23 protein-coding genes are annotated in these 22,850 nt (G+C 74.4%); 15 read left to right on the top strand and 8 right to left on the bottom strand.

The features are described 5' to 3' along the window. Window positions 1-42: 42 nt before the first annotated feature. The 3 genes from ACIGO8_RS08630 to ACIGO8_RS08620 all read left to right on the top strand — a co-directional run bounded on the left by ACIGO8_RS08630 (window position 43) and on the right by ACIGO8_RS08620 (window position 1,676). Window positions 43-522 carry a macro domain-containing protein gene (locus tag ACIGO8_RS08630; protein WP_399725968.1) on the top strand — a complete coding sequence of 160 codons (480 nt, stop codon included), beginning with the start codon at window positions 43-45 and terminating at the stop codon, window positions 520-522. A gap of 92 nt (window positions 523-614) precedes the next feature. Continuing rightward, a complete protein-coding gene (locus tag ACIGO8_RS08625; RefSeq protein WP_399725965.1) occupies window positions 615-1,082 on the top strand; it encodes a DUF3592 domain-containing protein in 468 nt (155 codons plus the stop codon). A 102-nt stretch (window positions 1,083-1,184) separates the two neighbouring features. Continuing rightward, window positions 1,185-1,676, top strand: coding sequence for a hypothetical protein (locus ACIGO8_RS08620; protein ID WP_399725962.1), 492 nt, complete (start codon window positions 1,185-1,187; stop codon window positions 1,674-1,676). 77 nt (window positions 1,677-1,753) lie between these two features. On the opposite strand, the gene sph is transcribed toward ACIGO8_RS08620, so the two are convergent. Next, window positions 1,754-2,773, bottom strand: a complete 1,020-nt coding sequence (gene sph, locus ACIGO8_RS08615) for a sphingomyelin phosphodiesterase (protein WP_399725960.1) — start codon at window positions 2,771-2,773, stop codon at window positions 1,754-1,756. A gap of 183 nt (window positions 2,774-2,956) precedes the next feature. Here sph and ACIGO8_RS08610 point away from each other — a divergent pair, with 183 nt between their 5' ends. Then, window positions 2,957-3,445, top strand: a complete 489-nt coding sequence (locus tag ACIGO8_RS08610; protein WP_399725957.1) for a hypothetical protein — start codon at window positions 2,957-2,959, stop codon at window positions 3,443-3,445. Between the two features lie 404 nt (window positions 3,446-3,849). After that, window positions 3,850-4,689, top strand: a complete 840-nt coding sequence (locus tag ACIGO8_RS08605; RefSeq protein ID WP_399726795.1) for an oxygenase MpaB family protein — start codon at window positions 3,850-3,852, stop codon at window positions 4,687-4,689. A 13-nt stretch (window positions 4,690-4,702) separates the two neighbouring features. On the opposite strand, the gene ACIGO8_RS08600 is transcribed toward ACIGO8_RS08605, so the two are convergent. Continuing rightward, complete coding sequence (locus ACIGO8_RS08600; RefSeq protein WP_399725955.1) at window positions 4,703-5,365, bottom strand: TetR/AcrR family transcriptional regulator; 663 nt, start codon at window positions 5,363-5,365, stop codon at window positions 4,703-4,705. Between the two features lie 47 nt (window positions 5,366-5,412). On the opposite strand from ACIGO8_RS08600, the gene ACIGO8_RS08595 reads away from it, so the two are divergent. Next, window positions 5,413-5,979, top strand: coding sequence for a GNAT family N-acetyltransferase (locus ACIGO8_RS08595; protein WP_399725952.1), 567 nt, complete (start codon window positions 5,413-5,415; stop codon window positions 5,977-5,979). A 132-nt stretch (window positions 5,980-6,111) separates the two neighbouring features. Here ACIGO8_RS08595 and ACIGO8_RS08590 read toward each other — a convergent pair whose 3' ends face one another. Further along, on the bottom strand, window positions 6,112-7,641 hold the full coding sequence (locus ACIGO8_RS08590; protein WP_399725949.1) for a M1 family metallopeptidase: 1,530 nt from the start codon (window positions 7,639-7,641) through the stop codon (window positions 6,112-6,114). A 211-nt stretch (window positions 7,642-7,852) separates the two neighbouring features. On the opposite strand from ACIGO8_RS08590, the gene ACIGO8_RS08585 reads away from it, so the two are divergent. The 3 genes from ACIGO8_RS08585 (at window position 7,853) to ACIGO8_RS08575 (ending at window position 11,832) form a co-directional block, all read left to right on the top strand. Then, window positions 7,853-10,069 (top strand): Xaa-Pro dipeptidyl-peptidase, encoded by a 2,217-nt coding sequence (locus ACIGO8_RS08585; RefSeq protein WP_399725946.1) that lies wholly within the window; start codon window positions 7,853-7,855, stop codon window positions 10,067-10,069. Beyond that, window positions 10,066-11,406 (top strand): M14 family metallocarboxypeptidase, encoded by a 1,341-nt coding sequence (locus ACIGO8_RS08580; protein ID WP_399725943.1) that lies wholly within the window; start codon window positions 10,066-10,068, stop codon window positions 11,404-11,406. Before ACIGO8_RS08585 ends, ACIGO8_RS08580 begins: the two co-directional genes overlap by 4 nt. Before the next feature lie 117 nt (window positions 11,407-11,523). Then, window positions 11,524-11,832, top strand: a complete 309-nt coding sequence (locus ACIGO8_RS08575) for a hypothetical protein (protein WP_399725940.1) — start codon at window positions 11,524-11,526, stop codon at window positions 11,830-11,832. A gap of 103 nt (window positions 11,833-11,935) precedes the next feature. On the opposite strand, the gene ACIGO8_RS08570 is transcribed toward ACIGO8_RS08575, so the two are convergent. Beyond that, window positions 11,936-12,916, bottom strand: a complete 981-nt coding sequence (locus tag ACIGO8_RS08570; protein ID WP_399726793.1) for an FAD-dependent oxidoreductase — start codon at window positions 12,914-12,916, stop codon at window positions 11,936-11,938. 148 nt (window positions 12,917-13,064) lie between these two features. On the opposite strand from ACIGO8_RS08570, the gene ACIGO8_RS08565 reads away from it, so the two are divergent. The 4 genes from ACIGO8_RS08565 (at window position 13,065) to ACIGO8_RS08550 (ending at window position 16,041) form a co-directional block, all read left to right on the top strand. Continuing rightward, window positions 13,065-13,529, top strand: a complete 465-nt coding sequence (locus ACIGO8_RS08565) for a protein kilB (protein WP_399725937.1) — start codon at window positions 13,065-13,067, stop codon at window positions 13,527-13,529. Window positions 13,530-13,619: 90 nt separating this feature from the next. After that, window positions 13,620-15,257, top strand: a complete 1,638-nt coding sequence (locus ACIGO8_RS08560) for an ABC-F family ATP-binding cassette domain-containing protein (RefSeq protein WP_399725934.1) — start codon at window positions 13,620-13,622, stop codon at window positions 15,255-15,257. Then, window positions 15,254-15,640, top strand: coding sequence for a hypothetical protein (locus ACIGO8_RS08555; RefSeq protein ID WP_399725931.1), 387 nt, complete (start codon window positions 15,254-15,256; stop codon window positions 15,638-15,640). Before ACIGO8_RS08560 ends, ACIGO8_RS08555 begins: the two co-directional genes overlap by 4 nt. Then, on the top strand, window positions 15,637-16,041 hold the full coding sequence (locus ACIGO8_RS08550; RefSeq protein WP_399725928.1) for a hypothetical protein: 405 nt from the start codon (window positions 15,637-15,639) through the stop codon (window positions 16,039-16,041). The genes ACIGO8_RS08555 and ACIGO8_RS08550 overlap by 4 nt, the downstream gene beginning before the upstream one ends. A gap of 458 nt (window positions 16,042-16,499) precedes the next feature. On the opposite strand, the gene ACIGO8_RS08545 is transcribed toward ACIGO8_RS08550, so the two are convergent. Both ACIGO8_RS08545 and ACIGO8_RS08540 read right to left on the bottom strand, forming a co-directional pair. Continuing rightward, window positions 16,500-18,890: a Tex family protein gene (locus ACIGO8_RS08545; protein WP_399725925.1), complete on the bottom strand. Its 2,391-nt coding sequence runs from the start codon at window positions 18,888-18,890 to the stop codon at window positions 16,500-16,502. 141 nt (window positions 18,891-19,031) lie between these two features. Next, window positions 19,032-19,895, bottom strand: a complete 864-nt coding sequence (locus tag ACIGO8_RS08540) for a hypothetical protein (protein ID WP_399725922.1) — start codon at window positions 19,893-19,895, stop codon at window positions 19,032-19,034. A 123-nt stretch (window positions 19,896-20,018) separates the two neighbouring features. On the opposite strand from ACIGO8_RS08540, the gene ACIGO8_RS08535 reads away from it, so the two are divergent. After that, the gene (locus ACIGO8_RS08535) at window positions 20,019-20,990 is read left to right on the top strand and encodes a GlxA family transcriptional regulator (RefSeq protein WP_399725918.1); all 972 of its coding nucleotides are present in this window, start codon (window positions 20,019-20,021) and stop codon (window positions 20,988-20,990) included. A gap of 39 nt (window positions 20,991-21,029) precedes the next feature. After that, entirely contained in the window at window positions 21,030-21,674 is a 645-nt protein-coding gene (locus ACIGO8_RS08530) for a DJ-1/PfpI family protein (protein ID WP_399725915.1), read from the top strand. Between the two features lie 13 nt (window positions 21,675-21,687). On the opposite strand, the gene ACIGO8_RS08525 is transcribed toward ACIGO8_RS08530, so the two are convergent. Next, complete coding sequence (locus ACIGO8_RS08525; RefSeq protein WP_399725913.1) at window positions 21,688-22,026, bottom strand: hypothetical protein; 339 nt, start codon at window positions 22,024-22,026, stop codon at window positions 21,688-21,690. A 7-nt stretch (window positions 22,027-22,033) separates the two neighbouring features. Next, a complete protein-coding gene (locus ACIGO8_RS08520; protein WP_399725910.1) occupies window positions 22,034-22,777 on the bottom strand; it encodes an enoyl-CoA hydratase/isomerase family protein in 744 nt (247 codons plus the stop codon). Window positions 22,778-22,850 lie beyond the last annotated feature (73 nt).

The raw sequence follows: 22,850 nt of genomic DNA, 5'->3' as shown, positions 1-22,850 counted from the left end.
CACGATCCAGGCGTTGTCAGTGGCCGCTCGTAGGGTGGCGTCATGAGTGCGATCGAGTACGTACGGGGGGACGCCACCGCGCCGCGCGGGAAGGGTGTCAAGATCGTGGCCCATGTGTGCAACGACCTGGGCGGCTGGGGCAAGGGCTTCGTGCTCGCCGTGTCGCGTCGCTGGCCCGAGCCCGAGGCGGCGTACCGGCGCTGGCACCGTGAGCGTGCCGGCAACGACTTCGGGCTCGGCGCGGCGCAGTTCGTGCGGGTGGAGCCGTATGTGTGGGTGGCCAACCTGGTGGGCCAGCGGGGGATACGGACGGGGCGCAGCACCGGCGTGCCGGTGCGGTACGAGGCGATCGACGCGGCTCTCGGCCGGCTCGCGGACAAGGCCGAGGAGCTCGGTGCCTCCGTGCACATGCCCCGGATCGGGTGCGGGCTCGCGGGTGGGACGTGGGCGAAGGTGGAGCCGCTGGTCCGGGAGAGGCTGGTGGCGCGGGGGATAGCGGTCACGGTGTACGACGTCGGGTGACGGGCGGCGGGGCGAGGCGCCGAGCACCTCGCTCCGGCGGCGCTGTCGGCCTGGGATAGCGTCCTCTCCTTCGGACGAGTGAGAGGGATGTCGTGCAGGTTGAGGTGCGGGGGCGGCGGGCGCGGCGGTGGGTCGCGGGCGGGTTGATCGCGTTCGGGGCGCTGTTCTCGGGCATCGGGCTCGTCCTGGCGGGAGTGTCGGTCTCCTATCTGACGGACGGGGAGCGCGCTCCGGGCACGGTGGTGGCGCTGGAATGGGAGGAGCACGGCGGCGGCTCCCGCAAGGGGCGGACGGGCGACGAGCCGGTGGCGCACCCGGTGGTCGCGTTCACGCCGGCCGGTGGCTCGCCGACGAGGTTCCGGGAGTTCACGGGCTCCAATCCGCCGGCGTACGAGGTGGGTGAGCGCGTCGAGGTGCTGTACCGCCCGGATTCTCCCGAGGACGCCCGGATCGACGGCTTCGCCGCACTGTGGCTGCTGCCGCTGATCTTCGGCGGGATCGGTCTGGTGATCGTGGGCGTCGGAACGGGCATCGCGCTGGTGGCCCGGCGACGCCCCTGAGCCGGCCGGCCCCGGACGGAGGGCACCCCGGAGACGGCGCAGGCGCGGCTGGCGCTAGAGTCAGGCGCCTGTTCGAATCAGGGGCATGACCAGGGGAGGGGTATGCAGGCGCAACTCAGGGAGAAAGCCACCGAGTTGGCCGCGGTCCTGTGGAAGGAACACACCGTCTACCGCGAGCGCGACGGCGGTGTGGTCATCCGGGGCGAGCACGTACGGCGCTGGATCAGCCTGTCGCCGACCGGGGGCAAGGACCAGGCCCGTGTCCGGGCCGGGCGGATCCTGGACGGCGGGACGACCGCGCCCGCCCGTATGGAGTCCGTCGTGGACCTGACGGCCGGGACGAGCGAGCTGGCCGCGGTCTGCCGCCGGCTGCTCGCCGAGACGGCCGCCGAGGCCGCGCCGTCCGCCGCCGGGCCCGGCCGCCCGGCCCGGGCGAAGACCAAGGGCGAGGGGAAGGGCAAGGCGAAGGGCATGGCGAGTGTGCCGCGCCCGCGCAAGGGCCGGCACACCGGTATCGCCTCGTGGGTGGTGCTGCTCTGCGTGGGCGGCATCGTGGCCCTCTGGGCGTACGACACCTTCGGCGGCGCGTACTAGCCGCGGACGCACGCGCGAAGGCGCCGCGGTGCTCGGCAGGAGCACCGCGGCGCCTTCGGCGTCCGAGGGCCGGCAGGCTAGAAGCCGATCACCGGGTAGTGGTCGGAAAGGTTGGTGTACGTGTACTGCGTGCCCCAGCTGGAGACGGTCCACGGCGCGGTCTGCTCCGGGATCACGTTGTTCGTCCAGCCCGCGGGCCGCGCGTTTCCGGCCCGGTACAGCACGTAGTCGAGGTCCTCGCGCGGGTCCGTCGGGTAGCGGTCGTGGGCGATCGAGTTCAGCGCCGTGTCGAAGGAGTACGGGTGACCGGTGCGGCTGTCCGCGCCGGCCAGGTCCGCGTCGGCCAGCATCGAGGCGTACTCGGACGAGCGCGAGTCCACGTTCATGTCGCCGGCGACGATCACCTGCTCGCCCGCCGGGATGTTCTTGGCGTCGAGGAAGGCGTCGATGTTCTTGAACTGCCGGCTGCGCATCTGCGCCGCCTCGCCCGCCGCGCAGCCCGAGTCGGTGGACTGGGCGTGGGTGCCGACCACGTGCACCTTGGTGCCGTTGACGTCGAGCACGGCGTAGACGAAGCCCTTGTTCGAGTACCAGTCGGAGCCGCACGCGTCCTTGTAGACGTACTGCTCCTTGCGGACGACCGGCCACTTGCTGAGCAGGGTGACGCCGCCGTCCTCCGGCGTCGTCGCGGAGTAGGCGCCGCCGGTGGCGTCCCAGCCCGTCTTGCTGCGGCCGACGACCGGCGTCTGGTACGGGTACTGCGCGGCCGCCTTCGCCTTGAGGGCGTCGGAGGCGGAGTTGTCGAAGGCCTCCTGGAGCACCACGACGTCGTTGCCCTGGAAGAAGGACGTGGTCGGGATGGTGGCGGCCCGGTGGTCCTGTCCCCAGTTCGGGTAGAGGCTCTTCGAGAAGAGGAAGGTGTTGTACGTCAGCACCTTCAGGCGCGGGGCGGCGGCGGTGGCCTCCTGCCCGGCGGCCGGTGCGAGCGGGCCGGCCGGGGCGGCCGAGGCGGCGGGCGCGGTCGCGGCCAGGGTGGCGGCGGCGAGGGCGAGCGGCAGGGCGGCGCCGGGGATGCGGCGGAGCGCGGCGAACGGCACAGAGAACTCCCGTGAAAGGATGGGGGGTTGGAGCGGCGCCGCACATCAAATCAGGCGTGGTTACCTTCCGGTAGCCATTGGATGCCGCGAATCTTGCGCGGCTCGCACAACTGCGCCAACTCTCCGGCCGCCGTCCCGCCGAGGCCCTGAATTCCGGGTTTTGCGACCAGGTAGGATGCGCGCATGACCCTCGCGCAGAACAAGCAGATCTTCCCCACGGACCTGGGCCCCCTGAACCCGGTCTGGGCCGAGCTCATCCTCGGTGCCGTCCTCTTCGGCCTGACCTTCCTGATCCTGGCCAAGGGTGTCCTGCCGAAGATCAGCCGCACGCTCGCGCAGCGTGAGGACGCCATCGACGGCGGCACCGAGCGCGCCGACGACCTGCGCGCCGAGGCCACCGCCATCCGTGAGCAGTACGAGGCCGAGCTGGCCGAGGCCCGCCACGACGCCGCCCGCATCCGCTCCCAGGCCACGGAGGAGGGCGCCGCGGCCATCGCCGCCGCCCGCGCCGAGGGCCTGCGCGAGCGCGAGGCCATCCTCGCCGCCGGCCACGAGAAGATCGCCGCCGAGCGCGAGGCCGCCGAGCGCGAGCTCTCCGGTGACGTCGACGCCTGGGCCCGCTCCCTGGCCGGCCGCATCGTCGGCGAGCCGGTCGGCGCCGAGCGCGCCTGACGAAGCACGCACACCCGTACGGGGCCGCGCCCCGGGCCGCACCAGGCCCGGGCCGCGGCCCCGCGTCGTATCCCTGCCCGGTCGCGGCCGTGCGCGTGCCTTGCCCGCCGGGCGGGGCCCGGGCAGCCTGAGATGAGAAGGACCGCGTGAGGGAGAACGAGCAGATGCCCCGCCCGCAGCAGCACCCGACCCCGGACGCGTCCCGGACCACGGACCCGGCCGGCGAGTCCCGCGCGCCGATCGAGGCCGGGCCGCGCGAGGCCGGGCCGGCCGAAGCCGGGCTCCGCACGGCCGGGTGCGCTCCGGCCAGGTCCCGCGAGGCCGGGTCCCCTGCGGCCGGGTCGCCTCCGGCCGGGTCCGGCCGGCCTGGGCTCCGGCAGGGCGGCCGGGACGGCGGCGAGCCCGTGCCGCCGCCCGTCGGCGGTGTGCTGTGGACGGTCGCCGGGGACATCCGCGCGCTGCTGATGCTGCCCGCCGCCCTCACCATGCAGGTCGCGCACCCGGCCATCGGCGCCGGCGTCGACGACCACTCGGTCTTCCGCGCCGACCCGTGGGGCCGCGGCGAGCGCTCCCTGCGCTCGCTCCAGCTGTGGATCTACGGTGGTGAGGCCGCCGCCGAGGAAGGGCGCCGGCTCCGCGCGCTCCACAAGGAGATCCAGGGCACCGACGCGCACGGTCGCCGCTACCACGCCCTGACGCCCGCCTACTACGCCTGGGTCCACGCCACCGGCTATCCCGTCTACCGGCACGGCCTCGGCCTGCTCGCCCGGCCCCTCACCGAGGCCCAGGAGCGGCAGCTGTACGCCGAGTGGCTCCAGGTCGGCCGGGTGCTCGGCATCCACGACCGGGACATGCCGCAGACGATCGAGGAGTTCTGGCCGTACTACCGCCGCGTCCTCGACGAGGAGCTGGAGGCCGGCCCCGTCGTCCGCGAACTGATCGCCACCGACACACCCGTGCCGGCTCCGGACCGGGGCCCGCTGCCCGTACGGCTCGCCCTCAGGCTCCTGTGGCCGCTGCTGCGCCGCCCGTTCCTGCGCGCCCGTGCCTTCCTCACCGTCGGCCTGATGCCGCCGGACGCCCGCGCCGCCATCGGCCTGGAGTGGACGCCCGGCCAGGAGCGGCGGCTGCGCCGTTTCGCCCGGATCGTACGGATCGTGGTGCCGGTGCTCCCGGAGCGGCTGCGCTATCTCCCGCTGGCGCGCGACGCCCGCCGCGCGGCCCGGGCCGGCCTGCACCGCTAGCGGGGCCAGCTCCTCAGGCCTGCCGGGCCGGACCTTGATCCGGACCCGGCTCCGAGCCCCGGCCCCCGCCCGGACCCGAGCCCCGGCCGTCGCGCGCCAGGGACGCCAGGTAGTCGTCGAGGAGCGCGGTCTGGCGGTCGGGCGGGAAGGCCGCCGGGTCGAGCAGGGACTGGACCACCAGGCCGAGGACGAAGGCCTGGGCGCCGGCCGCGAGCCGGTCGGGATCGCCGGCGGGCAGCTCGCCGAGGTCCTGTGCCGCCGCGATCAGGCCGGCGAGCCGGACCCGGCTGCGCGCGTACCGGCCGGCGTGGTCGTCGCTGAGGACCGGGTCGGCCAGGGCGGTGTCCCAGGAGGAGACCCAGATCCGGTTGCTCGCGGTGGCCTCGGCCGTGAGCGGCAGGATGTCGAGCAGGCCCGCGCGCACCGCGGCGAGGCCCTCGGCCCCGGCGGTGCGGCGCGGCCGGGCGGCGGTGCGTTCGTCGAGCAGGTCGAGGGCGTGCCGGAGCAGGTCTCTTTTGGCCGGAAAGTAGTGGGTCAACAGGCCGGTCGTGGCGCCGAGTTCGGCGGCGACGGCGCGCAGGGTCAGCCCGTGGAAGCCCTGTGCGGCGAGCACCCGCCAGACCGCCTCCGAGACCTCGCGGCGCCGGGCTTCATGATCGCCCTTGGTACGTGGCATGCTGCTACGGTAATAGCCATAACGCTTGTTGTGTGAATGGGGTCCGCATGTTCGCCCTCCCGCTGCGGGACGACGCCGTCCTGCGTCCGCTCGAGACCTGGCACGCCGAGGAGTTCGCCGCCCACCTGGACCGGGCGCGCGAGCACATCCGGCCGTGGGTCGGACCGGCCTTCGTCACCACGGACGTCGAGGGCGCGCGCGGCACGCTCGTTCGGTACGGCGAGCGCCAGGCCCAGGACGGCGCGCGGCTCTACGGCATCTGGCGCGACGGCACGCTCGTCGGCGGCGTCATGTTCACCGCCTTCGACACGGCCTTCGGCAGTTGCGAGCTGGGCTGCTGGCTCGAACCGGCCGGCGAGGGCCACGGCCTGGTGACCGCCGCCTGCGCCGCCCTCCTGGACTGGGCCCTCGTCGAGCGCGGCCTGCACCGCGCCGAGTGGCACTGCCGGGCCGACAACGACCGCAGCGCGGCGGTCGCCCGGCGCCTCGGCATGACCCTCGAAGGCACCCGCCGCGAGGCCTGGCCCTGCGAGGGCGCCCGCCACGACAAGCAGATCTGGGCCGTCCTCGCCCGCGAATGGCACTCCCACCGCGCCACCCTGCCCACCCTCTGACCTGGGTCACCACCAGTACCGCGTCCGGCTCACGCCCCGCCGGCGGTCACGCCAAGGCGCCCGCCCCGCCGCCGGTCACGCCGAGGCGCCCCCGTTCCGCCCGACCGCGGAACGAGGGCGCCGGTCGGGGTGTCAGTGGCCGGCGTGGTCGTGGATCTCGTTCGTCGCCGCGATCTTCTTCCAGGACTTCGGCTGGACCGGCTTCGCCGGCTTCGCCGCGGCCGACGTCCGGGCGGACGGGGCCGGGGCCAGGCCCGCCGCCGTGGCGGCCGGGGACGCGGGCTTCACCGGCTGGTAGAGCCAGGTGTCGAAGAGGCCCGCCAGCGGCTTGCCCGACACCCGCTCCGCGTACTTCACGAAGTCCGAGACCTTCGCGTTGCCGTACGCGTGCTCCTGCGGCCAGCCCTTGAGGATCGCGAAGAAGTCCTCGTCACCGACCTCGTTGCGCAGCGCCTGCAGCGCCAGCGCGCCCCGGTCGTACACGGCGATGTCGAACTGGTTGTCGGCGCCCGGGTCGCCCGGCTTCACGGTCCAGAACGGGTCGTCCGCCGCCCGCGTCTGGTAGACGTAGTCCGCCAGCTCCTGCGCCGTGCCCTCGCCCTCCTTCTCCGACCACAGCCACTGGCTGTAGCGGGCGAAGCCCTCGTTGATCCAGATGTCCTTCCAGTCGGCGACCGACACGCTGTCGCCGTACCACTGGTGGGCCAGCTCGTGCACGACCACCGAGACGTTCGCGCCGTTGGCGAACTGCCGCGGGCTGTAGAACGGCCGGGTCTGCGTCTCCAGCGCGTATCCGCTGGTCACGTTCGGCACGTAGCCGCCCAGCGAGTTGAACGGGTACGGCCCGAAGACCGACTCCAGCCACTCCGCGACCTCGGTGCTCCGCTCGATCGACGCGCGCGCCGCGCCGCCGTTGTCGCCCAGGTCCTTGCTGTACGCGTTGAGGACCGGCAGACCGTTCGCGGTCCGGTCCGTCGTGATGTCGAACTTGCCGACCGCCAGCGTGGCCAGATACGTCGCCTGCGGCTTGTTGGAACGCCAGTTGTAGCGGGTCCAGCCCAGCTTCGACGACTGCGACTGCAGCACGCCGTTGCTGATCGCCTGGGTGCCGTCCGGCACCAGGACCGAGACGTCGAAGGTCGCCTTGTCCAGCGGGTGGTCGTTGGACGGGAACCACCAGACGGCCGAGTCCGGCTCCTGCGCCGCGACACCGCCGTCCGGCGTGCGGTGCCACGCGGTCCAGCCGCCGATCTTCAGCTCGGACGGCTTGCCCGCGTAACGGACCACCACCGATATCGACTTGTTCTTCTCCAGCGGGACGGCCGGGGTGACCTCCAGCTCGTGGTCGCCGGACGCCGCGAACTTCGCGACGCGGCCGTTCACCCGCACCTCGCTGACCCGGAGGCCGAGGTCCAGGTTGAACCGCGACAGGTTCTGCTTGGTGGTGGCGAGGATCGTCGCCGTGCCCTCCAACAGGTCCGTCGCGGGCTGGTACTTCAGCCGCAGGTCGTAGTGGGAGACGTCGTAGCCTCCGTTGCCGCTGGCCGGGTAGTAGGAGTCGCCGATGCCCGACGCGCCCGGGGTGAAGTCGGCCGCCGATGCCGGGATCGCCAGCAGCAGGGAGGCCGCGAGGGCGCTCGGAACGATGATTCTGCGGTGCACAGGTGCTCCCCAAAGTCGTGAGAGTCGTAAGACGCGCGGGTGGTCGTCGGTCCTTAGCGAGACTATTGAGGCCTCCGACGGCCCGTCACGTCCAGAGCACCCCCTGTCACATGATCGCCATTCGGCCGACACAAGGCGGCCCGCGCACGGGTGACGGCGTGGCGCGGCGGCACTCTTTTGCCCACCGGTCGACCGGGGTACGTTCCGGCCCATGCCGATACGTGTGCGGAGATCCCGTAGAGCTCGTTCGTCGTGCAGAACCCTGATCGTCGCCGTCACGGCCGGCGCCGCCGCCCTGGTGACCGCCCTCGCGCCCACCCCGGCCGGCGCCGCGCAAGCCGCCCAACCCACCCCGGCCGGCGCCGCGCAAGCCGCCCAACCCGCCCCGGCCGGCGCCGCGCAAGCCGCCCAACCCGCCCCGGCCGGCGCCGCGCAAGCCGCCCGTCCCGCCCAACCCGTACCGTCCGTACGGGAGTCGCGGCCCGTGTACGCGTACGCCGACGCGATCCGCGAGTCCGTCTGGGTCGACACCGGACTCGACGCGGACGCCGACGGCCGCACCGACCGCGTCGCCGTCGACATCGTCCGCCCGCGCGAGACCGCCGCGGCCGGCCGCCGGATCCCGGTCGTCATGGACGCCAGCCCCTACTACGCCTGCTGCGGCCGCGGCAACGAGGGCCAGAAGAAGACCTACGACGCCGACGGCAACCCCGTCCGCCTCCCGCTCTTCTACGACAACTACTTCGTGCCGCGCGGCTACGCCTTCGCCGCCGTCGACCTCGCCGGCACCAGCCGCTCCGACGGCTGCGACGACGTCGGCGGACGCTCCGACATCCAGTCCGCGAAGGCGGTCGTCGACTGGCTGAACGGCCGCGCCCGCGGCTGGACCACCCGCACCGGCACCCGGCCCGCGCTCGCCACCACCTGGTCCACCGGCGCCGTCGGCATGATCGGCAAGAGCTGGGACGGCACCGTCGCCAACGGAGTCGCCGCCACCGGCGTCGACGGGCTGCGCACCATCGTCCCGATCGGCGCGATCTCCTCCTGGTATGACTACTTCCACTCCCAGGGCGCGCCGCTCTACGACGCCAACCCGACCTGGCTGTCCGACTACGTCGACCATCCCGACGCCCGCGCCCGTTGCGGCGCCGTCCAGGAGCGCATCGCCGCCGGCACGCCGTACAGCGGCGACTGGACTCCCGCCTGGAGCGAGCGGAACTACCTCACCGGCGCCGCGAAGGTGAAGGCCAGCGTCTTCGTGGTGCACGGACAGCAGGACCTCAACGTGCGCGCCAACCAGTTCGGCCAGTGGTGGGACGCGCTCGGCGCCCACGGCGTCGAGCGCAAGATCTGGCTCTCCCAGACCGGACACGTCGATCCCTTCGACTACCGCCGCGCCGACTGGGTCCGCACCCTGCACCGCTGGTTCGACCACTACCTCCTCGGTTACGACAACGGCATCGACCGCGAACCGGTGGCCGACATCGAGCGCGCGCCCGACCGCTGGACCACCGACCGCAGCTGGCCGCCGCGCGGCACCGCACCCACCGTGCTCCGCCCCGGCCCCGCCGACGGCCGGCGGCCCGCTCCCGGCGCACGCCCCGCTCAGGGCGCCACCGCGGAGACCGGCTCCGCCGCGGAGACCGGCGCCGGCAGCCTCGGCCGTACGCCCGCGGCGCCCGGCGCCACCGCGACCTTCACCGACGACCCGGCGCTCGGCGAACTCGACTGGGCCGCCGACATCGACCGGGCCACGCCCGCCAAGGCCGGCTTCGCCACCCGCCCGCTCGCCCGCGACCTGCGCGTCTCCGGCTCCTCCCAGGTGACCGTCACCGCCACGCCGAGCACCACCACCGCCCATCTCACCGCCGTCCTCGTCGACCTCGGACCCGACACCATCCGCGCCTACGCCGAGCCGGGCGAAGGCATCACCACCCTCACCGACCGCACCTGCTGGGGCGCGAGCACCGAGGGCGACAGCGCCTGCTATCTGGAGACGAAGGCGCGGACGGCCGACGTCGGTTTCACGGTCGTCAGCCGCGGCTGGGCCGACCTCGGCACCTGGGCCGACGGCCGTGTGGGCCGGCCGCTCACCCCCGGACGGGCGTACCCGATCACGCTGAAGCTGGCCGCCACGGACCATGTCGTGCCCGCCGGCCACCGGCTGGCGCTGATCGTCGCCGGCACCGACAGGGACCTGCTCGACCCGCCGTCCACCCGGCCCACCGTCACGCTCGACCTGGCCCGCACCCGGGCCGCCGTGCCGGTGGTCGGCGGGCCGCGGGCCTTCGACCGCGCCACGGCGGGAGCCGGTGACCTTCCGGCCGCCGGCGCCGTTCAGCAGCACGTCGCCCCGCCCACCACCGCCCCGCCCACCGCCGCCGTGCCGCCGCGCGCCGGCGCCCCGATCCCCGGAGAGGCCCGATGACCCGAACCTCCCGCCGTACGCCCCCGAGCACACCGGCCGGCGCGCCCCTCCGTCACTCCCGCCGCGCGCTCACCGTCGCGGCCGGCGTCGCCGCCCTCACGCTGCCGCTCCTCGCCATGCCCACCCAGGCCGCCGGCAGCGCGCTCCCGCCGCCCGCCCCGCGCACCGGCTTCGAGACCAGCGACGGCGCCCGCTGGACCGGCGAGGCCGAGGAGACCGCCTTCCTCGCCGCCGTCGACCGGGGCAGCGCGCGCCTCTCCGTCCGCACGATCGGCACCACCGCACAGGGCCGCCCGCTCCGCCTCGCCACCGTCGGCACCGGCGCGACGACCGTGCTGCTCATCTGCTCCCAGCACGGCGACGAACCGTCCGGCCGGGAAGCCTGTCTGAGCACCCTGCGCGATCTCGCCTACGCCCAGGATCCCGGCACCCGCCGCTTCCTCGCCCGCACCACGGTCCTCGTCGTCCCCACCGCCAACCCCGACGGCCGGCAGGCGAACACGCGCGGCAACAGCGACGGCGTCGACATCAACCGGGACCACATCGCGCTGCGCACCGCCGAGGGCCGGGCGCTCGCCGCCGTCATCCGCGACCGGCGGCCCGAACTCGTCTACGACCTGCACGAGTACGGCGCCACACCGCCGTACTACGACAAGGACCTCCTCGCCCTCTGGCCGCGCAACCTCAACACCGACCGGCGCGTCCACGACGAGTCCCACGCGCTGTCGGAGTCGTACGTGCGGCCGGCCGCCGGACGCGCCGGCCACAGCAGCGGCATCTACGGCATCTGGACCGATCCCGTCACCGGCGAGCCGGTCAAGCAGGTCGCGGGCGACGGCCAGGAGCGCATCCTGCGCAACACGGCGGGCGTCAAGCACTCCGTGGGGCTGCTGGTCGAGACCCGCGAGGACGCGCTCGACCCCGCCGAGAAGGACGACCCGGCCCGCAACCACCGGCGCCGGGTCGCCACCCAGCACGCGGCGCTCGACGGCGCGTTCCGCTATCTCGACGAGCGGCGCGGACCGCTCACGGCGGCCGTCGCCCGGGCCCGCGTCGCCGGCTTCGCCGACCACGGCCCGGTGCTGCTCGGCGGCGCCGACAACGATCCGGCCGAGCCCGCCGAAATCCTCCAGGACCCGCCGTGCGCCTACCGGCTGACGGGCGGTCAGTACGCGGATGTGGGCGACGAACTGGAGTTGCACGGGATCGTCGTACGCGAGGACGGCGACGGGGTGGTCGTACCGCTGCGGCAGTCGCTGCGGGCGCTCGTGCCGTTGCTGCTCGACCCGCGGGCGGCGTACGCGATCACTCGCGGAGAGCCTGTGGAGAGGTGTTGAGGACCTGGTGACCGGCGTCGGCCGGGAGAAGTGTCTTGATCATTCCGGGTTATGGTTACTCACCGGTATTGACCATACCTGAACGGGCCGTCACGGCCCGGAACTTGGAGTGACACCATGACGAACGCGACGCCGCTGCGCCGCGCCCTCTCGGCCCTCGCCGCCACGACGCTGCTGGCCGGGGGCCTGCTGCTCGGGCAGACGGTGACGGCCCCGACGGCCCGGGCCGCCACCGCCGCCACCATCACCTGCGACATCCCCAAGATGCGCCAGCAGTCCCACGAGCTGCGCGTCAAGGCCGCCAAGCTGAAGCAGCTCGGCGCCCGCGAGGAGGCCCGGAAGGTCTCGGCCCAGGCCGACGCCCTCGACCGCCGGATCCAGAACTGCATCGACGCGGACGAGAACCACAAGCCCTGGCCCCGCTGACCGTCGGTGCCGGCCGGCGTCACCTGACGACGCCGGCCTTCACCGCCGCCCGCCCGCCCGGCACCGCCACGGTGCCGGGCGGGCGCCCGCGTTCCGCGGCCCTTCAGCCGGCGTCGACCAGGTCCGCCGCCGCGTCCGCACAGCCCCAGGCCACCGTGACGCCCGCGCCGCCGTGGCCGTAGTGGTGCACCAGGAGGACGCCGTCCGGCAGGCGTTCGGCGGTGAGGCGGACGCCCGCCCGGCGCGTCGGACGCAGACCGACCCGGTGCGCCAGGACACGGGCCCGGGCGATCTCGGGGCGGACGCGGGCGCAGCGGGCGACGATGGCCGCGGCGGTGGCCGGATCCGGCGCGAGGCGCTCGTCGTCCTCCTGCGCGGTGCCGCCCAGGACCAGCCGGCCCGGCTGCGGGAAGAAGTACGTCGTCTCGCCGGCCGCGCCGTCGGCCGCCGTGAACCAGCTGTCCACGCCCGGGTTCTCCACCAGCACCAACTGCCCCCGCACCGCCCGCATCCCGGCGTCCGGGGCCAGCGTCCGCGCGGCGAGACCCGTGCAGTTCACCACCACCCCGGCTCCGGAGCCGGGCCCGGAGCCGGCCGCCTCCGCCGCCTCCGCGAGACCCGTCACCTCCCGCCGCTCCACCCGACCGCCCAGCGCTTCGAGCCGTGCCCGCAGCCACACCAGATGGACCGGCATGTCGACCAGCGGCAGCCGGGCGGCGAGACCCACCTCGTACGGCCCCGGCACCTCCTCCGGCGCCAGCTGCCGCAGCCCCGGCACCTCCCGCGCCCAGTCGCCGAGACCCGCGAGCACCGTGTCCGCGTGCACCCCGGGCACCAGCCGCACGCCCGTCGCCACCGGATCCGCGGCCAGCTCCTCGTACACCCGCAGCGAGGCCAGCGACCAGCCGCCCACCCGCTCCGCCGGCTCGATCCGGTACGGCCACCACAGCGCCCCCGCCACCGCCGACGTCGTCCCCTCCACCGGGTCACGCGACCACACCCGCACCCGCCGCCCGCGCTCCGCCAGCCGGATCGCCGTCGTCAGACCGACGACGCCGCCGCCCACCACGATCACCTCACCCACGGCCACCGCCCCCTCCGTATCCTCCGTATCCACCGAACAGCCTCTGAACTACCTCAAGTTCCCGTGCCCTGGCCCCAGCCGCCACACGCTGGAGCCAGGAGACACCCTTGGCCGCCGCCGTCCCACCACCAGAGAGGAACCGTTCCCCATGTGGTCTTCGATCATCGCCGTACTCGGCACCCTCGCCGGCGCCCTCACCGCCGGACTCCTCCAGCTTCGCGCGGCGCGCACCGCGCGAGCCGAACAGCGGGCCGACGCCCACCGCCAGGACCAGCTCAACGCCGTCACGGACTTCGCGGCCGCCCTGGACGCCCACCGCTCGGCGATGTTCCACCGGGAACGCCTGGCCCTGGCACCGACGGGACCGGAGCAGCAGCTGGAGGCGCAGACGAAGTCCCACGAGACCCGGGCGGCGATCACCGCGCCCCACATCCGCCTGCAGGTCCTGATCCCCGAGCTGGCCGGCCCCGCCCAGCAGGCCGCGGACGCCACCTACGCCCTGCGCAAGGCCACCGGCCGTGCCGAACTGGACGCCCGGCGGCACGAGGCCAAGGAAGCCTCGGTGGCCTTCGTCGCCGCGGCCGCCGCGGTGCTCGGCCCTCGCCACCACTGACCGGCGAAGCCCTGCCGCCCCCGCCCACGGACCGGCGGGACCGGCCCGTACCCCGCCCCCCGGGATTCCTCCTCTAAAATTCCTCTCCTGATGACTGCCACCCTCGTCGCCAAGAACCTCGCCGCCGGCCACGGCGACCGTTCCCTCTTCTCCGGGCTCGACCTCGTCGTCGCCCCCGGAGACGTCATCGGCCTCGTCGGCGTGAACGGAGCGGGCAAGTCCACCCTTCTCCGGCTCCTCGCCGGACTCGACACACCCGAGGACGGCGAGCTGCGGCTCTCCCCGCCCACCGCCACCGTCGGCCACCTCCCGCAGGAGCCCGAGCGGCGCGCCGGCGAGACCGTGCGGGAGTTCCTGGCCCGCCGCACCGGCGTCGCCGCCGCCCAGGCCGCCATGGACGAGGCAACCCAGGGCCTCGTCGACGGCACGCCCGGCGCCGACGACGCGTACGCCGTCAGCCTCGAACGCTGGCTCGACCTCGGCGGCGCCGACCTCGACGAGCGCGCCGAGGAGGTCGCCGGCTCCCTCGGACTCACCGTCGGCCTCGACCAGCCCATGACGTCCCTCTCCGGCGGCCAGGCCGCCCGCGCCGGACTCGCCTCCCTCCTGCTGTCCCGCTACGACGTCTTCCTCCTCGACGAGCCCACCAACGACCTCGACCTCGACGGCCTCGAACGCCTCGAAGCCTTCGTCACGGGCCTGCGCGCCGGCACCGTCGTCATCAGCCACGACCGCGAGTTCCTCACCCGCACCGTCACCAAGGTCCTCGAACTCGACCTCGCCCAGCAGCAGATCACCCTCTACGGCGGCGGCTACGACGCCTACCTGGAGGAGCGGAACACCGCCCGCCGGCACGCCCGCGAGGAGTACGAGGAGTACGCCGACAAGAAGTCCGCCCTGGAGTCACGCGCGCTCATGCAGCGCAACTGGATGGACAAGGGCGTCCGCAACGCCCGCCGCAAGGCCAGCGACAACGACAAGATCGGCCGCAAGCTGCGCGGCGAGGCCAGCGAGAAGCAGGCCGCCAAGGCCCGCCAGACCCAGCGCATGATCGAACGCCTCGACGTCGTCGAGGAACCCCGCAAGGAGTGGGAGCTGCGCATGGAGATCGCCGCGGCCCCGCGCTCCGGCGCCGTCGTGGCCACCCTGCGCGAGGCCGAGACCCGACGCGGAGACTTCCGCTTCGGGCCGGTCAGCCTCCAGATCGACTGGGCCGACCGGGTCGCCATCACCGGCGCCAACGGCGCCGGCAAGTCCACCCTGCTCGCCGCGCTCCTCGGCCGGCTCCCACTGGACTCCGGCGACGCCGCCCTCGGCCCCGGCGTCGTCGTCGGCGAGGTCGACCAGGCCCGCAAGCTCTTCCACGGCACGGAGACCCTGCTCGACGCCTTCTGCGCCGCCGTCCCCGACACCGAACCGGCCGAGGTGCGCACCCTGCTCGCCAAGTTCGGCCTCAAGGCCGATCACGTGCTGCGGCCCGCCACCACCCTCTCGCCCGGCGAACGCACCCGCGCCGCGCTCGCCCTGCTCCAGGGCCGGGGCGTCAACCTGCTCGTCCTCGACGAGCCCACCAACCACCTCGACCTGCCCGCCATCGAACAGCTCGAGTCGGCGCTCGGCACGTACGAGGGCACGCTGCTCCTCGTCACCCACGACCGGCGCATGCTCGACGCCGTCCACGTCACGCGGCGCCTCGAGGTCGCGGACGGCAAGGTCACCGAACTGTGAGCGACGCCGTCCCGGGCGTCTCGTGCGGCCGGCGGCCGGTCGAGGCGCGGGCCCTCGCCATCGGGGCCGGCACCGCCGGGTACCGGTGCCGGTGGCGGGACGAGACCGCCGCCGTGCCCGCCCGCGGCGCGGACGGCCCCGTGCGTCCCTGGTCGCTCCCGTCGGCCGCGCTGCGCGCGAGGCTCGGCCTCGTTGTGACGTCCGAGGCGACCGAGGCGACCGAGGCGACCGCGGCGGCCACGCTCGCCGCGCCGCACGGCTGCGACCCGGACCGTGAACCGTACGTGTACGGCCATCCGCAGGACGTGAAGGTGGCCGCCGAGATCGACTCGTCGGCCGTGGTACCCGTCCTCGTGGACGGCGCATTCCAGGAGGCACCATGACCGACGACCGCGTGACCCGGCTCCTCGAGATGCTGGACGACCTCGACGCCGACCTCGACGAGACCATCGACCTCGCCGACGAGATCGCGGCCTCGGGCGACCGGGACGTGCTCCCGCGCCTGGAGACCGAACTCGCACGCGCGGTCGCCGAGCGCAACGCGTACGCGCGGGAGCTGCTGGGCGGGGTGATCGCCGGGCTCGGCGGTACGGCGACGCTGCCGGTGCTGGTGCGGGCCTCGGCGGTCGATCTCGGCGACGACCAGGACGGGCTCGCCGCGGAGATCGTGGACCTGGTGCAGGCGGATCCGGGGGCGGCGGAGCGGTTGCTGCGGCCGCTGACGGAGGACGACGACCTCTCCGTCGCCAACCGCGCCGACTGGGCCCTCCGCTTCGTCCCGTAGCCCTCGCTGCGGGCCGCCGCCCTGTGCCGCCCGCCGCCAAGGGCCGCGCCCGCCGCCCCGCCCGCCGTTGTGGCCCTCCGCCCGCCGGGCGGTGCCCTCCGCCCCGCTCGTTGTGGGCATTCGTTCCGCTGGGGCGGAACGGGTGGGCACAACGGACGGCGCCCTTTGCCGGGCCTAGGCTCCCGCGCCCTGACCCGCACCCGGAGCGCGGCGCGCTGGTGGTGCGGGTCCAGGCGCAAGTGCGGAACGCGCCCGCAAGGGCGCCGTCCCGTGTGCCCACCCGTCCCGCCCCAGCGGGACGAATGCCCACACGGAGGTAGACCGGGGCGCCGCGCAAGCAGGCGCGAGCCCAGGGCCGGACGGCCTCGCGGGCGAGGGGCGTGCGTCGTGCGCCCCGGGCCGCGAGGCCGCGAGGCCGTGCCCGTGGGCGCCGCCCCGTGAGGCGGCGCCCCTCCGTGTCAGCGTCCTCGCCGCTTCGGGGTGCCCGATCCCTCGGTCAGGAGGCCCGCCTTGCGCAGGGCGTCCGCCATCGCGCTGTTCGCAGGGGGCGGGGACGCCTGGGCGCGGTTCCCACCGCCACCGCCACCGCCACCACCGCCCCGCCGCTGCTGCGGCGGCCGCCCGCCGCGCTCGCGCTTCGGCGCGCGGTCGCCACCCGCGGGCTCCGGCGACGCCTCGTCGTCGAGCCGCAGGGTCAGTGAGATCCGCTTGCGCGGGATGTCGACGTCCAGGACCTTCACCCGCACCACGTCACCCGGCTTCACCACGTCACGCGGGTCCTTGACGAAGGTCTTCGACATGGCGGAGACGTGGACGAGGCCGTCCTGGTGGACGCCGACGTCCACGAAGGCGCCGAAGGCCGCGACGTTGGTGACGACGCCTTCCAGGACCATCCCGGAGGACAGGTCGGAGATCTTCTCCACGCCCTCCTTGAAGGTGGCCGTCTTGAAGGCGGGTCGCGGGTCACGGCCCGGCTTCTCGAGTTCCCGCAGGATGTCGGTGACCGTCGGCAGACCGAAGGTCTCGTCGACGAAGTCGTCCGCGCGCAGCGAGCGCAGCACGCCCGTGTTGCCGATCAGCGCGCCGACCTCGCCGCCCGCCGTCTTCACCATCCGCCGCACCACCGGGTACGCCTCCGGGTGCACGGCCGACGCGTCCAGCGGGTCGTCGCCGCCGCGGATGCGCAGGAAGCCCGCGCACTGCTCGTACGCCTTCGGGCCGAGCCGGGCGACGTCCTTCAGGGCCCGGCGGGAGCGGAAGGGCCCGTTGGCGTCGCGGTGGGCGACGATGTTCTCGGCGAGGCCCGCGCCGATGCCCGAGACGCGTGAGAGCAGGGGCGCGGAGGCCGTGTTGACGTCGACGCCGACGCCGTTCACACAGTCCTCGACGACCGCGTCGAGCGAACGCGACAGCTTCACCTCGGACAGGTCGTGCTGGTACTGGCCGACGCCGATCGACTTCGGGTCGATCTTCACGAGCTCGGCCAGCGGGTCCTGGAGCCGCCGGGCGATCGACACCGCGCCGCGCAACGACACGTCCAGGTCCGGCAGTTCCTGCGAGGCGAAGGCGGAGGCCGAGTAGACGGAGGCGCCGGCCTCCGAGACCATCACCTTGGTCAGCTTCAACTCGGGGTGCTTCGCGATGAGTTCGCCGGCGAGCTTGTCGGTCTCGCGGGACGCGGTGCCGTTGCCGATGGCGACGAGCTCGACCGCGTGCTCCTTGGCGAGCCGGGCCAGCTTGGCGAGGGACTCGTCCCACTTGTTCGCCGGGACGTGCGGGTAGATCGTGTCGGTGGCGACGACCTTGCCGGTCGCGTCGACCACGGCCACCTTCACGCCGGTGCGGAAGCCCGGGTCGAGGCCGAGCGTGGCGCGGGTGCCGGCGGGCGCGGCGAGCAGCAGGTCGCGCAGGTTCGCCGCGAAGACCCGGACGGCCTCGTCCTCGGCGGCCGTACGCAGCCGCAGCCGCAGGTCGATGCCGAGGTGGACGAGGATGCGGGTGCGCCAGGCCCAGCGGACGGTGTCCAGGAGCCACTTGTCGGCGGGCCGGCCGCGGTCGGCGATGCCGAAGCGGTGGGCGACGATCGGCTCGTACGAGGAGGTCGCCGCGGGGCCGTCGGCGGGCTCCTCCGGCTCCAGTTCGAGGCTGAGGACGTCCTCCTTCTCGCCGCGCAGCATGGCGAGGATCCGGTGCGAGGGCAGCGCGGTGAAGGGCTCGGCGAAGTCGAAGTAGTCGGCGAACTTCGCGCCCGCCTCCTCCTTGCCCTCGCGGACCTTGGCGACCAGCCGGCCCCGGCCCCACATGCGTTCGCGCAGTTCGCCGATCAGGTCGGCGTCCTCGGAGAACCGCTCGGCGAGGATGGCCCGCGCGCCCTCCAGGGCCGCGGCCGGGTCCGCGACGCCCTTGCCGGCGTCGACGAACGCGGCCGCCGCGGCGAGCGGTTCGACGGTCGGGTCGCCGAGCAGCCCGTCGGCCAGCGGCTCGAGGCCGGCCTCGCGGGCGATCTGCGCCTTGGTCCGCCGCTTCGGCTTGAACGGCAGATAGATGTCCTCCAGGCGCGCCTTGGTGTCGGCGGCCCGGATCTGCGCCTCCAGCTCGGGCGTCAGCTTGCCCTGTTCGCGTACGGAGTCGAGAACGGCGGTCCGCCGGTCCTCCAGCTCGCGCAGATACCGCAGCCGCTCCTCCAGGGTGCGCAGCTGCGCGTCGTCGAGCATCTCGGTCGCTTCCTTGCGGTAGCGCGCGATGAACGGCACGGTCGAACCGCCGTCGAGCAGTTCGACGGCCGCCCTCACCTGTCGCTCGCGTACGCCGAGCTCCTCGGCGATCCTTGCTTCGATGGACGTCGTCACGATGTCCGACCCGCCTTCTCGTGCCTCAAGCTTGCGGAAGCATTCTGCCGGGTCGGTCACCCGTACGCGGCAACCGACCCGCCCCGGAAACGGCCCGGACCCGCCCCGGACACGGCCCGGACGGCCCGGACCGTGCAGGACCTACGCCTTGCCGGTGAGATCCGCCGGGAAGGCGCCCGCGCCGGCCGCCGCCACCAGGAAGCTCTTGGTGAGTTCGGTGAGCCGGGCCACGCCGTCCGCGCCGAGGTGCTCGTACGGCGTGGAGTCCAGGCGGTCGGTCTCGGCCTCCAGGTTCTCGCGCAGCGCCGCGCCCGCCTCGGTGAGCTCGCCTTCGGCGTCGAGCAGGCCGCGTTCGCGCAGCCGCTCGCGGGCCGCGTCCCAGTCGTCCCGGCCCCAGCCGCGGGTGCGCAGGACCCAGCGCGGCGCCATGCCCTTGCCGGTGGCGGTGTGGCTGGCGAGGGCCTCGACCGGGTCGAGGCCGGCGGTCAGCAGGGCGGCGAGGTGGCCGTCGCCGCGGTGCTCGCGCAGCAGCGTGGTGGCGTGCCAGAGCCGCAGGTGCGGGGCGTCGGGCACCGGCAGGTCGGCGTTGCCGGCGTACAGCGGGCGGGCGGGCCGGGTGCAGGCCTCGGTGGCGCGCAGGGCGAGTTCGGCGGCCTCGGCCATCTCGGGCGAGGCGACGGCGTCCTCGCCGAGCAGCCGGCGCAGGGTGCGGTCCACGGCCTCGAGCCGGGCGTCGACGACGGCGGCGGGCGAGGCGGCCTCCCAGACGGCGGGCAGGTGCCGGGCGAGGAAGGTGTGGTTGTAGTTGTAGAAGCTCGCGGCGACCGTTCCGGGACCCACCGCGCCGAGCGGCGCGCTGCGCGCGGCCAGCCGTATCGCGGAGGCGTCCTCGATTCCCAGGTCCTTGAAGACGACGTCCAGGTCGGGCGAGAAGAACAGGGTCGCGTGCAGCAGGTTGACCGGGTGCGCGCAACGGCGGCCCGCGAGGGGCGGCAGGTTCGTCATGCCCGCACCTTACCTACTGGCCGGTACGACGTGAACGCCCGGCCGCGCCGGCCTCCCGCCCATGGCAGGAAAGGTGGGTTGTACGTCATTGCGGCCGTCCGAGGCGCGCCGAAGGATGGAGGCATGACGCAGCGACCCGTTCTCGTCGTCCTCTTCGACGGCGTGCAGAGCCTCGACGTCACCGGACCCGTCGAGGTGTTCGCCGGTGGCGCCCGCGCCGCCGGGCGGCCGGACGCGTACCCGGTCCGCACCGCCTCGCTGGACGGCGGTCCGGTCCGTACGCAGAGCGGGCTGCGGCTGCTCCCGGACAGTTCGCTCGCGGACGCCGTCGCCGACGGGCCGCCGCACACCCTGCTCGTTCCCGGCGGCGAGGGAACGCGGGCGCCGGATCCGGCGCTGGTCGCCTGGCTGCGGGCGCACGCGCCGGACGCCCGGCGCCTCGTCTCGGTCTGCACCGGCGCGCTGCTGCTCGCCGAGGCCGGACTGCTCGACGGGCACCGGGTGACGACGCACTGGGTCGCCTGCGACCACTTGGCCCGCCGTCATCCCGAGGTGACGGTGGACCCGGAGCCGATCTTCGTCAGGGACGGCCGGCTCGCCACGTCCGCCGGCGTCACCGCGGGCATCGACCTCGCGCTCGCCCTGGTCGAGGAGGACCTGGGCCGGGACGCCGCGCTCTCCGTCGCCCGCCACCTGGTCGTCTTCCTGCGCAGACCCGGCAACCAGGCGCAGTTCAGCGCCCAGCTGGCCGCGCAGACCGCCCGCCGGGAGCCGCTGCGGGACCTCCAGTCCTGGATCGCCGAGCATCCCGACGGCGACCTCTCCGTGGAGGCGCTCGCCGCCCGCGCCCGGCTCTCGCCACGGCACTTCGCCCGCGCCTTCCACGCCGAGACCGGTACGACTCCGGGCCGGTACGTGGACCGCGTACGGCTCGAACACGCCCGCAGGCTCCTGGAGGAGTCCACGCGCGGCATCGAGGAGGTCGCCCGCGCCTCCGGCTACGGCACGCCGGAGACCATGCGCCGGGCCTTCGTCAAGGCGTTCGGCACCGCTCCCGCGGACTACCGGCGCCGCTTCCACGCACCTGTCGGCTGAAACCCGATGCCACCCGATGAAACCCGAGGAGCACCTCGCATGCAGATCGCCGTCCTGCTCTACGACCGCTTCACCACTCTCGACGCCGTCGGCCCCTACGAACTCCTCGGCCGCCTGCCCGGCGCCGAGACCGTCTTCGTCGCCAAGGAGCCCGGCCCGGTGCGCGGCGACCAGGGCAGCCTCGCCCTCGTCGCCGACCGGGCCCTCGCCGACGTGCCGCGGCCCGACATCGTCCTGGTGCCGGGCGGGCCCGGCTCGCGCCAGGCCATGCACGACCCGCGGATCCTCGACTGGCTGCGGACCGCCGACGCCACCAGCACCTGGACCACCTCGGTGTGCACCGGTTCCCTGGTCCTCGCCGGCGCCGGACTGCTGAAGGGACGGCGGGCCACCAGCCACTGGCTCTCGCTCGACGAGCTGGCGCCGCTGGGCGCCGAGGCCACCGGCGAGCGGGTCGTCTTCGACGGCAAGTACGTGACGGCCGCGGGAGTGTCCTCCGGCATCGACATGGCGCTGCACCTGCTCGGCCGGATCGCGGGCCACGAGACCGCGCAGACCGTCCAGTTGCTCACCGAGTACGACCCGCAGCCGCCGTACGACGCGGGCTCCCCGGACAAGGCCCCGGCCGCGATCGTCGCCCACTGGCGCGGCCAGGCCGAGAAGGTCCTCGCCCAGGACCGCTGACCGCGACCGGGCCTCAGTCCGCCGGCGGGAGGTGACGCGCCGCCGCGAAGGCCGCCATCGCGCGCAGCTTGGTGAAGTAGGCGGCGCCGTACGCCTCGTCGATCAGCGGCACGACCGTGTCGAGGTCGGCGAGGCAGCTCGCGAGGGCGGCGACGCCGTCGTCGTCGAGTCCGCGCTCCAGCTCGCGCAGGACGAGGCCGGCGGTGTCGGCGTCGAGCAGGATCAGCTCCACGCCCGCGATGTCCCGGCCGCGGAAGCCGTCCGGGTAGGGCGCGCGCAGGTGCTCCCGCCACATGTCGGCGAGCCGGTCGCCGGGGGGTGCCCCGATCGGGTCGAGGGGTGAGGCCGTCACGGCGGTCTCAGCGTCCGTAGCCGAAGCGGGGCGCGCGGCGTTCCAGGAAGGCGGCGACGCCCTCCGCGGTGTCGCCGCTGCCGTGGGCCTGCTCCGCCCAGTGGGCGTCCCGGTCGGTGCGGCCGTCGGCGAACTCCTTGGCCGCGGCCTGGGTGAGCAGCGAGCGGGAGACGAGGACGCGGGTGAACTCCTCGACGCGCTTGGACAGTTCGCCGGCCGGGTGGACCTCGTCCACGAGGCCGGTGCGCAGCGCCCGCTCGCTGTCGATCAACTCGCCGGAGAACAGGAGGTACTTGGCGGCCGAAGGGCCGACCAGCACGGTCAGGCGCCGGGTGGAGGAGGCCGGGTAGACGATGCCGAGCTTGGCCGGGGTGACGCCGAAGCGCGCGCCCTCCTCGGCGAAGCGCAGGTCGCAGGCGGCGGCGAGCTGGCTGCCGCCGCCGACGCAGAAGCCGCGGATCGCGGCGAGGGTCGGCTTGGGGAAGGCGGCGAGCGCCTCCTCGGCGCGCACCGCGAGCGCCTGCTGCTCGTCGCCCGGCTCGCGCAGCGTGGAGATGTCCGCCCCGGCGCAGAAGGTCTCGCCCGCGCCGGTCAGCACCAGCGCGCGGACGGCCGGGTCGGTGGCGAGCGGTGCCAGCAGCCCCGGCAGGGACCGCCACATGCCGGCGGTCATGGCGTTGCGCTTGGCGGGGTTGGCGATGACGACGGTGGCGACCTCGTCGACGACGCTGACGGTCAGCTGCGGCTCCATGCGCCGGATGCTATCCGGGCGCCTGCTCCGTACGATCGGGCGGACGCCGTATCGTCACTATCGTCACACCAAC

It is taken from the genome of Streptomyces sp. NPDC053493 (genome assembly GCF_044544825.1).
Taxonomy (GTDB): Bacteria; Actinomycetota; Actinomycetes; order Streptomycetales; family Streptomycetaceae; genus Streptomyces.
This window is presented reverse-complemented; position numbering and strand designations above follow the sequence as displayed.